We start from the raw sequence: 12684 nt of genomic DNA on the forward strand, positions 1-12684 counted from the left end.
CTTGCGGCTTGCAGGGCGGTGCCCTGCAAAGCGATTCTTTACCGCTTTTGCGTAACATCCCCAGAGCCACACGCGTAAAAATTCCCAAAACGTCAGTATTTTCTCACGCAAAAGCCCCTTCACGCAAAACCGCCCCCTTTCATACACTGGTGCATGACATGTATGAAAGGATGCGTTTTTATGGACAGCTATATCATAAGAGGGGGGCGGCCGCTGCGCGGTATCACCCGGGTGCAGGGCTCCAAAAACAGCTGCCTGCCCATCATGGCGGCGGCGCTGGCTACCGGCGCGCAGGTCGTGTTGCACAGCTGCCCCGACCTGACCGATGTGGCCTCGATGGCCCGTATACTGGTGTACCTGGGTTGCCGAGTAAAGCGTGAGGGCAGCACGCTCACCATCGATACCGCCCCCGCCGCCTACCGGCCGCTGCCAGAGGACCTGATGGGGGGCCTGCGCTCCTCCTCCATTTTTATGGGAGCCATGTTGGCCCGCTTTGGCCGGGTACAGCTCTGCTATCCCGGCGGGTGCGCGCTGGGCCGCCGCCCGCTCGACTACCACCTCAGCGGGTTCGAGGCGCTGGGCGCCGTCAGCGACTACGATCAAAAGCAGATCAGTCTGGAGGGCAGGCACCTGCAGGGGACCGATATCTTTTTGCCTTACCCCAGCGTGGGCGCCACCCAAAACCTGCTCATCGCCGCCGTCAGCGCCGACGGCCAAACCGTGCTGCACGGCGCTGCCCGCGAGCCGGAGGTAGTCGATCTCATCCAGTTCTTGACCGCCTGCGGGGCCGGCATCCAGGGTATGGGCACCGATACGGTCACCGTGTCCGGCGGTGGTGGGCTGCACGGCTGCGAGTACCGCATCATGCCCGACCGCATCGCCGCGGTCACCCTACTGTGTATGGGCCTCATCACCGGCGGTCAGGTCACGCTGCAGGGCATCACGCCCATGGGCCTCTACAACGTGCTACCAATGCTCAAAAAAATGGGCGCCCAACTCGATCTGCGCTACGACCGGGTGGGGGTATCCCCCTCCACCATACGGGGGCCGGGCCTCATCTGCACGGCGCCCCATCCCGGGGTCCCCACCGATATCCAGCCGCTGCTGTGCACGCTGCTGGCCACCGCCCGCGGCACCACCACAGTGGTAGACACCGTGTTTGAAAACCGCTTCGTCTACGTGCGGCAGCTGGAAAAGCTGGGGGCCGCCATCCAGCTGCCCCACCCCCAGGTCGCCTACATAGAGGGGGGCAGCCGCTACCGGCCAGCCAGTGTACGGGCCACCGATCTGCGGGGCGGGGCAGCGGTCTGTATGGCCGCGCTGGCCGCTCCGGGAGAGAGCAAGATCACCGATATCGACCACATCCTGCGGGGGTACGAAGACCTGGACGGCCAGGTCTCGGCCCTGGGCGGGGAGATGAAAAGGGTTTAGAAGATGAAAAAACAGGACAAAAAAAATCGGGCGCCCAGCCCAGCCGATCGGCTCGACCGGCTGGCCGGCAGCAGCCCACCTAAAAAGCGGCAGCCGGTGGTGCCTGTCGGCGCGCAAAAACGAAAGAGTGCCAAACCGCGCCCGGCCCCCGTTTTCGACGACACTCCCGGCCGCGACCGGGCCCGCGAAAAGAGCATGTCGCTGGAGCGTGAGAAGCGCAAGCGCGAGGCGGCCCAGCGCCGGCAGCAAAAGCGCAAAAAAAAGCTGGTGTTTCGCTTTGCGCTGCTGTTCGTGTTTGTCCTGGTGGTGGGGCTCACCATGTGCATCACCGTGTTTTTTAACATCGAAAAGCTGCAGTTTAAAGGCAGCATCACCGCCTACACCGCCGAGGAGGTGGTGGCCGCCAGCGGGGTCGAGGTGGGGGAGAACCTCTTCCGCCTGAACACCGACAAGATCGCCGAAACGCTGTACCGCCGCTTCCCGCTGCTCGACGATATCCAGGTAAAAAGAGTGCTGCCCAGCACCCTGCAGATCAGCGCCAAAGACGCCGCCGCCACCATGGCCGTACAGACCGAGAGCGGCTATATCCTGCTCAGCGCCTCCGGCCGCATCATCCAGACCGCGGCCCCGCAGGCGCCCGACGGGGTGCATGTGGTGGCCGGCGTCAAGGTAGCTGGGGTCGAGGTGGGGGCCAAGTTGTCCTTTGACGACGACGAGAAATACCAGCTGCTGCAAAAGCTGCAGCAGTCCATCAAAAAGTACCAGCTCGAGGACGTGCGGCTCATCGATCTGTCCGATACCGCCAACATCACCATCCAGGTGGGCGAGTTCTACAAGGTCAAGCTGGGGTCCGACTACCAGCTCGACTACAAGGTGCAGATGGTCAAAGAGGTGCTGGCCCAGAAAAATCTGGCCCTGCAGCGCACCATCCTCGACGCCTCCATCCCCGGCAAGGTGACCGCCAAGGCCGATACCACCCCGGTGGAAGAGGCGCCCGCCCCAGAGCAGCCGGCCGAAGATAGTGGCGATAGCGGCGACCAACAACCGGCTGCAGACGCCGGCGAGCAGCCGTCCACCGGCGGGGAACCCGCCGCCGACGGCAGCGCCGATACCGCCGCACAGGCCCCGGCAGAGCAGCCGGGCGGGGAATAGCTGCCAAAAAGGTGAACAGAGCGTTAAAAATGGTGCAAAAACAGCACGTGGACCGGCAAAAGCTCTTGCTATTTTGGCCTGGTTCTGCTAAATTTAGAATAAGTGAAAATAAGTATGCTGGCCATAGAATACGCTTTTGCCGGCACGGCGGGTGCTGCGCGGCCATACAGCGGCGGGTACCGGCTATAAAACTTTGTCAAATGACGTGCGAAAAAGGCGCCCTAGACCTTTTTTCGCTGCTATAGGGGGATTATCAAGTGAGCTTTATTCTGGATGACGATTTCGAGCAGGTTGCCTGCATCAAAGTAGTTGGCGTGGGCGGCGGCGGCGGCAACGCCGTCAACCGCATGATCGACGACGGCATGCGCGGGGTGGAATTCGTCTCGGTCAATACCGACCAGCAGGCCCTCAACCACTCCAAAGCCACCCACAAGATCCGCATCGGCGACAAGCTGACCCAGGGCCGTGGAGCCGGTGGTTTCCCCGAAAAGGGCCAGCGCGCCGCCGAGGAGAGCCGCGATGCCATCGTGGCCGCCCTCAAGGGCTCGCAGATGGTGTTCATTACCGCCGGCATGGGCGGCGGCACCGGTACCGGCGCTGCCCCGGTAGTGGCCGAGGTGGCCAAAGAGCTGGGCGTGCTCACCGTCGGCGTAGTGACCAAACCCTTTATCTTCGAGGGCAAACGCCGCATGGACCAGGCCGAGACCGGCATCGCCGCCCTGCGCGAGAATGTCGACTCGCTGGTGGTCATCCCCAACGAGCGCCTCAAGCTGTTGGCCGATACCCCCATCACCCTGATGAACGCCTTCCAGGCCGCCGACAACGTGCTCAAGCAGGGCGTGCAGTCCATCACCGACCTGATCAATGTCCCCGGACTGGTCAACCTCGACTTTGCCGATGTCACTACCGTCATGAAAGACGCGGGTCTGGCCCACATGGGCATGGGCCGCGCCGGCGGCAAAGATAAGGCGGTCGACGCCGCTGCCGCCGCCATCTCCAGCCCGCTGCTCGAGACCTCGATCAACGGCGCCAAAGGTGTTATCATCAACATCACCGCCTCTACCGATATCAGTCTTGACGAGGTGTCCATTGCCTCCAGCGAGATCACCAAGGCCGCCGATCCCAACGCCACCATCATCTGGGGCGCGGCTTTCGACGAGTCCTTCCAGGACGAGATGCAGATCACCGTTATCGCCACCGGTTTCGACGAGAACACGCCCAACCAGTTCGGTATTCCCAACTATCAGTTCAAGTCGGGCGAAAAAGAGGGCGAGGAGAACGAGTACATCGACGATATCCTCAAGATCTTCAATACCAAAAACAACCTGTAAGTGGTAAAGTAAGGCAGCCGGCGCCCCTTTTTGGGGGTGTGGGCTGTTTTGTGCACCACCAGCTAAACGATACGGCGCGCATGCCGAGAGAGGGGGGCTTTTCATGGACGGGCAGTTTCGCAGCGCGGTGATGGGCTTTCACAAAAAAGATGTCATCACCTACCTGGAAAAACTCAACGATCAAAACGACGCCATGAAGGCCCAGCTGCTCGAGCGCATCGACGCGCTGGACGGCGAAAAGCAGCAGCTCGTCGAGGAGAACGCCGTCATCCACGACCGGCTCACCAGTCTCGACGACATGCTCACCCAGCAAAAGCAAAAGACCAAAGAGCTGGGCGACAAAGTCATTTTGCTCAGCTCGCAGGTCAACCAGCAGCGCGACAAGCTGGGCCAGCAAGATCGCGACCTGCAACAGGTCCAGGGCGAGCGGGACGAGCTCACCGCCATGGTCCACCAGTACGAGGACAAGCTCAAAGACTACGAGGAAAAAGAGTTCGAGATCTCCACCGCGCTGGTCGATGCCAAGATCATGGCCGGCAACCTGGTGCGTCAGGGCCGTGAGCAGGCCGAGCAGCAGCGCCGGCAGATATTGGCGGGTATCGAGGTGCTGGGCGGCGAGATGCTCTCTTTTCAGCAGGAGCTGGGGCAGATCAGCCAAACCGTCAGCGACACCGCCAGCGAGCTGCAGCGCCGGCTGGACGCAATGGGCGATACCATCCAGCTCTACCGCGATCGCCTGCAGCAGCTCGATGCCGCTCCCGCTCCGCTGCCCGAATCAGCTCCTGCGCCCGCTGCCGAGCCGGCCCCCAGCCAGCCGGTAGTCGCGCCCCAGCCCAACCGCGAGAATGTCCGCCCCGCCGCGCCGTACGGCGGCCAGGTGCGGCACAACCGCATGTATACCTCGGTGAAAAAACAGCCGCCGGCCAGCGGGCTGCTACGATCTATCGGCCGTATGCTGCAAAAAAAGTAGCGGCCATTCCTCTTCCACTAAAAAAGGGGCGTGTAACAGCGCCGGTACCTGCTTTTTTCGTGCAAAACAGTGCGGTAAAGCCCCAAGTTTACAGTTTCGTTACAATTGGCTGCTTCCAGCTCATGCGACAATAGGGCGCAGACGTCCAGAGGTCACACCGCAAGCAGGGTACATAAAACATGTCAAAATAGGTTTTGATTGCCCCCAATACCCGCCAATTTACAGTTTCGTAACAATTTAAAAAGGCACCTGACACAGCTGTGTCAGGTGCCTTTTTGCGCGCCGCCCCTTTGGGAGCAAAGAAACAGGCCTGTCTATCGGGCTGGTATTTTTTGCCGCCCGGGTGAAATTTTGCACCCGTCGCCGGGCACACTACCTACAGAGAATGCGGTGGTATGCGGCATGACACCGCCAATTTTTATAAATGATAAAGACTGGGGATGGAGCGTTTGGTACAGATCATACTGCTGGGGGATACCGAGGACCGCCGCCTTGGCCGGGCCATGCGGCGCTGCCTGCTGCCCGGCTGGAAACAGACCTACCGCGAGCGGCAGTTAGAGGTATACCGCCGCGGCGGCACCGCACTGCTGCTGCGCGAGACCAGCTGCATCCAGCTCCTGCAAGACGTCCGTGCCGTGATAGCGGTCAAGCAGGGGGCGGGCAAGCTGCTTCCCACCGACATGCGCGCCTGCTGTACGATCCTGCCCCACGCCGAGCCGCTGCCGCCCGGCCGCCGCCACACCCAGCTGCTCACCTGCGGCATGTCGCTGCGCGACAGCCTGACCATCTCGGCGCAAAACAGCGAGCAGGCCACCGTCAGCCTGCTGCGCCCGGTCACCGGCGTGTTTGGCCACCTGATAGAGCCGCAGGATATCCTGCTGCCCACTGCCGCTGTGCTCGACAGCTACAGCCTGCTCACCGCCGGCGCGGTGCGCCTGCTGCTCGGCCTCACCTGAGCGCTTGTTTTGGCCAATACGTCTTTGCACCTGCATTTATAAAACAGTTCTATTACATGAAATTACCAGTTATATAAAATCGGCTGCAGCTCATACTACTACTGCAAACGCAAAACTTAAACTTTTAACAAGGAGTGTTTACAAATGGCTAACAGCAAAAGCAGCAATAACCTGGTAGTTCCCGAGGCTAGAGAGGCTATGGATCGTTTCAAGATGGAAGCGGCCAACGAAGTGGGCGTAAACCTGAAACAGGGTTACAACGGCGACCTGACCTCTCGCGAGGCCGGTTCTGTCGGTGGCCAGATGGTCAAGAAAATGATCGAGGCTTACGAGAACTCTGCCAAATAACTTTCCTCTTTGGATAGAGAGCGCCCCGCCAATAGGCGGGGCGCTCTCGCTTTGTGCGGCCTGTTTTGGCGGCTCGGTACCGCCGTCCCTGCGTCATGACCTTAAAGTGCGCTATCTATAGAAAAAGAAATGAGAAATTTTAAAAAACATCTTGACATTTTTGTGGTTTGGGTTATAATAATAGCTGTTGTTGCGGAATTGTGTAAAGGTAGCACGGCAGACTCTGACTCTGTTTGTCTGGGTTCGAATCCTAGTTCCGCAGCCAAAAAATGGTACTGTTAGCAGTGCCGACATGAAGGCCACCTATTTATAAGTGTTTAAAACATTTGTAAATAGGTGGCCTTTTGCGTGCAAAAGTAGCGTGTAGTATAAAAAAGGGGAGCCGGCCATATCTCCTCACTGTCGTACTGCGCTTCCCGCCATTTAAGTAGCTCTTATCGATCAGCGTACCGATCTAAATACAGGTATCGGCTGGTCTGGGTACACCTTTGAACAGCTTTTTTCAGCAGATGATCCCAAAAAGCAAAATTCAAAATCACCCTACGCGTCAATCACCTGTTTTGGGGCCGTCGGCATAATCACTTTTCTGTAACCACCGAGAACAGCAGGGATACAGCTATACCGATCCTTAGAGAATAAAAGGATGAGATTGAAGCATGTATCGGGGCCGTAAAAGCCTGTTTGACAGCACGGCACCGTATAAACAGGCAAAACTACAGGTCCTCGCAAGCCGCGAAAAAAGTCAGCCTGATACATCCGCACCGCGGTGCAGACGGTGGCTGCGGCCACGTTTTGAAAGAGCAGTAGTTGGTCGTTGCGCGGCACTTTTAGCTCAACAAATAGCTCCCGGCCTGGGGCAAAGGTAGAGGAGACGGACAGTTCCCCGCTGGCGGGGCGGTGAAAGACCCGCACATTTCTCTGCAACAGAAGAATAGCTGCCTAAGATCTATCACCGCCACGCAGTGAACAGGAGTCTCCTTTGAAGCAAACATATGAGCCGCGGCACTTTTTTGCGGATTGGTCAGCAATCAAAACTTCTATACATTGTGCCTATGTAGCGCTACCTCTCTAAACCGTGTTCTCTCTGCCTCTTATATCGATAACCCGGTATCTTTTAAATAAAAAGGGCCGATCAGGGGCTGGCCTGACAGAATTGGCCAATTCTTTTTGGATGTAGAGCTGCAGTCGATACAGCAGGACGATATGTTTTTTGACCTTGCGCCCAGAGTTACCCGATAGCGGCCGCGTTTGACCTTTAGCCGGGCGATAAGAATGCGCACACAGCGGCGCTGTATGCGGTATCTGCAGCTCACTGCACGGGGTCTCCATTCGGTCGGCCATAACAGTGGGGTCAGCGTATGCGCCAAAACACAGCGAGTTGCGGACGCAACTGTGTTTTACTCCGTCTTTTATCGCCTGTGGTAACCTCAATTTTGCTGCACAACTTTGAAGGTGACATCTGGAACTGCCTACACTGCCTTGGGTCCTTAAATGTAGTCGGCGGGTTTTGGTCGTCCATACGCGTCTCACCGCCATATACGGGGTCTGACTGCCCTTGGGGATGATACGCGAGTGCATGGGTGCACCGTAGTCGAAGGGGGCGAAGCGGCATCGGTGTAACGTGTAGCGCAAACCATCCAGTTCTGCCATTAGGGTACTGTTGAGCCAACTGGCAGAGTTTTTACTTCTCAGCTTTTTTAGCGGTGGGTAGAGGTCGATCGGGTGCCGGGTGCTAAATGCAGTTTGCTCAATATTGTCTGGACGGATGTCTTACAGGGGAAGATCTTTTTGCAGCTGCAACGCACAGGAGGACCGGGGGTGCGGGGGCCTCTAGCAAACAGGCCCGATGTCGCCCGCCAGTTCGCACAGATGCACGATATGTTTTCGGCGGTGACAGGTGACGCGCAGTTGCCAAAATAGGGTGCCGCAGATGAAAAATGGGCGGGGAGATGATCCTTTTGGCAGGCAGATAAGACGACTTGCTTACAGTGCTCTGGGCACCGCAGTGTTGGCCTGACAGTGGTGTGCTGCGCCGCGCCGCCGGCACTTATTACTGACAAGTGTTGCTGCCAAAAGTGGCCGTACCCGCACAGACAGGTCCCTGCTATCATTTTTGTACAAAGTTTGCAGTATTTATTGTGGCACAGCACCAAGGCCACTTAGCCAGTGTGGATGATTTTTGCCGCTGGATTTCTATTGGGAAACGGAGACCTTTGCTGCTATAATGATGTTGTAGAGATATAGGTGGTCTGAGTGCACCGGCGATCTGCTATAAGGGGTGTTGCCGCCATGGCGAGCGCAATGGGCGCGGCGACAGACAGATCATCTACCAGATAGGATCTGGGGCAAGATGCTTGCCGTGCGACATGTTTCCCTGTTATCAGCAGGGCTGGTAAGAGCTGTGGAGCTCTGTCGATGATGTTGTCATTCGGCGCTTTGCGCATACACATATTGTTCTGCTAAAAGGAGGAACTGTCATGTCTTACAGCTTGCAAGATCGCATTCTCGGCTCGCTCGTGGCCGCCGGTATGGGGGACGCGATGGGCGCGCCCACCGAGACCTATAGCCGCCGGGAGATCATCGCCCATTTTGGGGGCTATGTAGAGAAATTTGAGGACCCCAAGGATAACCCTTTGGTCGTCGGCAATATAACGGCCGAGGTAACCGACGACGCCTCGCAGATGTTTGAACTGGCCAAAGCGGTGGCCGAGACAGGCGGTCACCTGACCGTAGAGGCCACAGCTCGGGCGATCGTGCGCTGGTCTGAGTCCTACCCCAAATACTATCCGCGCAACGCTGGCCCCACCACTTCGCGGGTGATCGATGATCTCAGGGCCGGCAAAGATCCCGTCGTATTGGGACAGACCGGTGGCTTTTACGGGCGCGGCACCTCTAACGGTGCAGCAATGCGGGTGGCTGCTTGCGGGCTGTGTAATCCCGGTGATCTGGATGGGGCGGTGAATACGGCCATCACCTCTTGTGTGCCCACCCATGGTACACAGCACGCCTACAGCGGGGCAGCTGCCATCTCGGCGGCTATTGCCGAGGCGCTCACCGAGCAGGCCACGGTAGAGACGGTAGTTGAGGCGGCGATTTACGGTTGTTTAAAGGGGGAGCTCATCGGTGAAAAAGAGGCGAGACCGGCGTACGGTCCATACTGCCTACCGCTGCTCCACCGCGCTCTCGCGGCTGTTGACGGGGCGGAAAATATGGAGGAGGCGATCATACAACTCGACAGAAATATCGGGTGCAATGTAGATATCCAGCCCACGGTGGCCTGTGCTGTGGCCCTGTTTAAAGCCGCGCGGGGCGACTGGAAAAAGACCATTCTCGGCGGCGCCAATCTCGGCGGCGATACCGATACGGTAGCCTGCATCGCTGGGATGATCGCCGGGGCCTTTTGCGGTTTTGCGGAGATCGACCAGCAGTGGTACCGCACATTTAAGGCGGCTAACCCGGCACTGGATCTGGAGGCGGTGGCTGCTGCTCTGGCTGCGCTGTAGCGGCGGTGCCGAAGAGGTGTTACCATGTTTGATACGATGATCGTCAACAATCCCCAAGTGGATCTGATCACTCCTTTTGAGGGTACCTTTCCCATCGTGGCGGGGCCGACCCGCATCGTCGAGAGCGTGACTCCCGAGGCTGGCGGCTGTGGGAACACCATGTTGGCCGGCAGCCGCTTGGGCCTGTCATGCCTGCCTTTTGGCGGCATAGGCAATGACCTGTTTGGGGAGTTCATTCTGGATGTATACCGCGCAGAAGGTATTTGTACCGATGCGATCACCGTGCTGCCCGGCACCGAGACCTGCAAAGTAGTGGTGCTGGTAGACGGGGAGGGGCGGCATGTGCTGGCGTCCATGATCGGCGGGTATTTGGGCGATATGGACCTGTTGGATAAGTGGATCGGCGAGGTGCGCTCTATCTATTTTACCGGATACCTGCTGGCTACCGAGATGATGCGGGACGACATGCTCAAAGTGCTATACCGGGCAGCGGCGATGGGACGGGAGATCTTTTTTGATCCCGGACCCATGATCCCGCAGATCGATCGGGGCGTATTAGAAAAATGTATGTCGACGGCGACGGTGGTGAGTCTCAACGACGAGGAGGCTGCTCTTATCACCGGTGAGAATACCGCCGAGCGCGCCGCGCCGCTGCTGCAATGCAGATACGGCGGTGTCGCCATCGTAAAAGACGGGCCTAAGGGGTGCTGCATCGCCACACCGGAGGATACTGCCGGGACTCGATACCGCGGCTTTTCGGTGCCGCTGGTCGACACCACCGCTGCCGGTGACGCCTTTTTAGGGGCTTTTATGTTTGCCTATCTACACGGTTGGGCGCTGTGCGACTGCGCAGCGCTGGCCAATGCCACCGGTGCCGCCGCTGTGGCCAAAATGGGTAGTGGCACGCATGTGCCGACCAAAAGTGAAGTGCTGAGAGTCCTGCAGTCTGCAAATATTATGTATGACCTGTGAGAGAGCGGCCGCCCGGCAGCACAAGATAGAAGACGACGGGCTATAAGGCGTATGTACACCAACTGCAGTTGCCCGTACGAATAGAACTGGGCTATCAGACCCGCGATCAGGTTATGAGATGCTCTCTGGTAGGGGCTGCAGTGGGTCGCAGTAAGTTGCGGCGGAGAGAATGGACCAGCCATCTATTAGAATTAGAGTGTCGCCAGCGACGGGATACGAAATATCGGTACCTCGGTCTGGGCATTTGGCCGCGGCTGGGCGTCGACGGCGCCATATCTGCATCAGAGCCTGCCGGCAGTCGGCAGCGGAAAGTTCCATATCTGTTTTTAGGCCGGTACTGTGGGTGCTCCGCGCAGTACCGGCTTTGGCAGATGGAAAAGATTTTGCGCAAAAGCTCTTGCATTTTTCTGGGTTTCTAGTATAATGTTTTAGGTAAGATAAATCGAGGTGTGGCTCAGTTTGGTAGAGCGCTGCGTTCGGGACGCAGAGGCCGCAGGTTCAAGTCCTGTCACCTCGACCATGTCGATAGGTCTCGATGCGCAGTTTGCGATCGGGGCCTTTTAATCTATATATGGATATGGTGATATCTGCGCCGGAGACGGCGCTTTTTTCATGAGGAAAGAGCCCTACTACGGTGCTCTTTTAAAGATTGAAAAGCTCTGGTCGGCCCAGTTCGGTGAACAAGATGGCCGCTGTTTGATGATGGTACCTATATAGATGGCGATAGCGGGCAAGCTGATAGAGAATTAGTGGAGGGTATTATTTAAAGAGCGGAGGTGACCCCGATGCGCAGAGTTGTAGTGTATATCGGCATGAGTTTAGACGGCTATATCGCCGACCGAAACGGCGGGGTAAAATGGATGACCGGCGACAGTTCGGAGCCGGGCAGTGCGGGCAGCTACCAGCAGTTTATCGATTCGGTGGACACAGTGCTGATGGGCTACCGCACCTACCACCAGATCGTCACCGAGCTCTCTGGCGGCAGCTGGGTGTATCGCGGAAAAAAGAGCTATGTGTTGACGCACCGCGATATGGAGTCGACCGGGGAGATCACCTTTACCCACCAGGACCTGATCGCGCTCGTCGGTGCGCTCAAGGCGCGGCCAGGCGGTGATATCTGGGTGTGCGGCGGGGCTGATATCATCTGTCAGCTGATGGCCGGGCAGCTGATAGACCGCTACCACGTCACGGTGTTACCGGTGATATTGGGCGGCGGGTTGCGCCTTTTTGCCCCACAGGAGCGGTGCTGTCGGCTGCGCCTTCTCTCGACGGCTGTATACGACGGGATGGTGGACCTGGTATACGAGAGGCGATAATGGCTGTAATATACTGTTTGGTTGTCGTTTTTACAGCTGGGACGAAAAGGCCGGTGGCATAGAGCCGCCGGCCTTTTCATGTGAGAGGTATTTGGTGTTTTTACCAGCTCCCGTCAGCCAGTTTTAGAAAAAAGCAAAATAGGGGTTTTAGTATCAATCTGAGCTGCTATACTGGGGATAACGGTACCGTGAATCTACTAAAAAGGAGGATGTTTTATGCATCCATTCGTGTGTTCACCGGTGGGCAGTATATGCTTTGACGGTATTCTGCCCTATATACAGATAGACGCCGCCTACCGGCCGGCTCTCAGCGGGCTGAAGGGCTTCGGTTTTATACAGGTGCTGTGGTGGTTTTCGGGCTGCGACGACCCACAGTCGCGCGCCGCGCTGACCGAGCAGCGCCCCTACACGCGGGGCCCACGACAGATGGGCACATTTGCCACTCGCTCGCCCCGACGCCCCAATCCGCTTGGGTTGAGCTGTGCCCAGGTATTGGATATCGATGAAGCGGGCGGTGTGATCCGGTTGGCCTATATCGATGCCGACGCAGGCACGCCGGTACTGGATATAAAGCCCTATACACCCAGTTTAGACCGGGTAGAGTACCCACAAGTCCCCACCTGGTGTGCCCATTGGCCCCAGAGCATCGAACAGTCCGGCGAATTTGACTGGCCGAAAGAGTTTTGCTTTTAGTGCCGGGCCAGA

General features: G+C 57.9%; 10 protein-coding genes and 2 tRNA genes. All 12 read left to right on the plus strand.

From position 1 onward, the window contains the following. Nucleotides 1–180 precede the first annotated feature (180 nt). The 12 genes from murA (at nt 181) to H8K20_RS11755 (ending at nt 12672) form a co-directional block, all read left to right on the plus strand. Nucleotides 181–1431, plus strand: a complete 1251-nt coding sequence (murA, locus tag H8K20_RS11700) for a UDP-N-acetylglucosamine 1-carboxyvinyltransferase (protein WP_186488509.1) — start codon at nt 181–183, stop codon at nt 1429–1431. A gap of 3 nt (nt 1432–1434) precedes the next feature. Then, nucleotides 1435–2583 (plus strand): cell division protein FtsQ/DivIB, encoded by a 1149-nt coding sequence (locus tag H8K20_RS11705; RefSeq protein WP_186488510.1) that lies wholly within the window; start codon nt 1435–1437, stop codon nt 2581–2583. Between the two features lie 257 nt (nt 2584–2840). Continuing rightward, complete coding sequence (gene ftsZ / locus H8K20_RS11710) at nt 2841–3914, plus strand: cell division protein FtsZ (protein WP_105205246.1); 1074 nt, start codon at nt 2841–2843, stop codon at nt 3912–3914. 103 nt (nt 3915–4017) lie between these two features. After that, entirely contained in the window at nt 4018–4884 is an 867-nt protein-coding gene (locus tag H8K20_RS11715; protein WP_186488511.1) for a hypothetical protein, read from the plus strand. Nucleotides 4885–5333: 449 nt separating this feature from the next. Then, entirely contained in the window at nt 5334–5840 is a 507-nt protein-coding gene (locus H8K20_RS11720; RefSeq protein ID WP_186488512.1) for a hypothetical protein, read from the plus strand. A gap of 144 nt (nt 5841–5984) precedes the next feature. Further along, nucleotides 5985–6188 carry an alpha/beta-type small acid-soluble spore protein gene (locus tag H8K20_RS11725; RefSeq protein ID WP_105205243.1) on the plus strand — a complete coding sequence of 68 codons (204 nt, stop codon included), beginning with the start codon at nt 5985–5987 and terminating at the stop codon, nt 6186–6188. A gap of 191 nt (nt 6189–6379) precedes the next feature. Continuing rightward, nucleotides 6380–6453 (plus strand) — tRNA-Gln (locus tag H8K20_RS11730). A 2212-nt stretch (nt 6454–8665) separates the two neighbouring features. After that, nucleotides 8666–9691 carry an ADP-ribosylglycohydrolase family protein gene (locus H8K20_RS11735; protein WP_154867746.1) on the plus strand — a complete coding sequence of 342 codons (1026 nt, stop codon included), beginning with the start codon at nt 8666–8668 and terminating at the stop codon, nt 9689–9691. Nucleotides 9692–9715: 24 nt separating this feature from the next. Beyond that, a complete protein-coding gene (locus H8K20_RS11740; RefSeq protein ID WP_186488513.1) occupies nt 9716–10663 on the plus strand; it encodes a carbohydrate kinase family protein in 948 nt (315 codons plus the stop codon). A 443-nt stretch (nt 10664–11106) separates the two neighbouring features. Continuing rightward, a tRNA-Pro gene (locus tag H8K20_RS11745) sits at nt 11107–11183 on the plus strand. 265 nt (nt 11184–11448) lie between these two features. Continuing rightward, a complete protein-coding gene (locus H8K20_RS11750) occupies nt 11449–11979 on the plus strand; it encodes a dihydrofolate reductase family protein (RefSeq protein ID WP_186488514.1) in 531 nt (176 codons plus the stop codon). A 216-nt stretch (nt 11980–12195) separates the two neighbouring features. Continuing rightward, complete coding sequence (locus H8K20_RS11755) at nt 12196–12672, plus strand: SAM-dependent methyltransferase (protein WP_186488515.1); 477 nt, start codon at nt 12196–12198, stop codon at nt 12670–12672. The last annotated feature ends 12 nt before the right edge of the window (nt 12673–12684 follow it).

The organism is Neobittarella massiliensis (ex Bilen et al. 2018), assembly GCF_014269355.1.
Lineage (GTDB): Bacteria > Bacillota > Clostridia > Oscillospirales > Ruminococcaceae > Neobittarella > Neobittarella massiliensis.

Coding starts and splice junctions, on each gene's coding strand:
- H8K20_RS11755 (WP_186488515.1), top strand. CDS start 12,196: ATGCATCCATTCGTGTGTTCACCGGTGGGCAGTATATGCTTTGACGGT.
- H8K20_RS11715 (WP_186488511.1), top strand. CDS start 4,018: ATGGACGGGCAGTTTCGCAGCGCGGTGATGGGCTTTCACAAAAAAGAT.
- H8K20_RS11705 (WP_186488510.1), top strand. CDS start 1,435: ATGAAAAAACAGGACAAAAAAAATCGGGCGCCCAGCCCAGCCGATCGG.
- H8K20_RS11740 (WP_186488513.1), top strand. CDS start 9,716: ATGTTTGATACGATGATCGTCAACAATCCCCAAGTGGATCTGATCACT.
- murA (WP_186488509.1), top strand. CDS start 181: ATGGACAGCTATATCATAAGAGGGGGGCGGCCGCTGCGCGGTATCACC.
- H8K20_RS11725 (WP_105205243.1), top strand. CDS start 5,985: ATGGCTAACAGCAAAAGCAGCAATAACCTGGTAGTTCCCGAGGCTAGA.
- H8K20_RS11750 (WP_186488514.1), top strand. CDS start 11,449: ATGCGCAGAGTTGTAGTGTATATCGGCATGAGTTTAGACGGCTATATC.
- H8K20_RS11735 (WP_154867746.1), top strand. CDS start 8,666: ATGTCTTACAGCTTGCAAGATCGCATTCTCGGCTCGCTCGTGGCCGCC.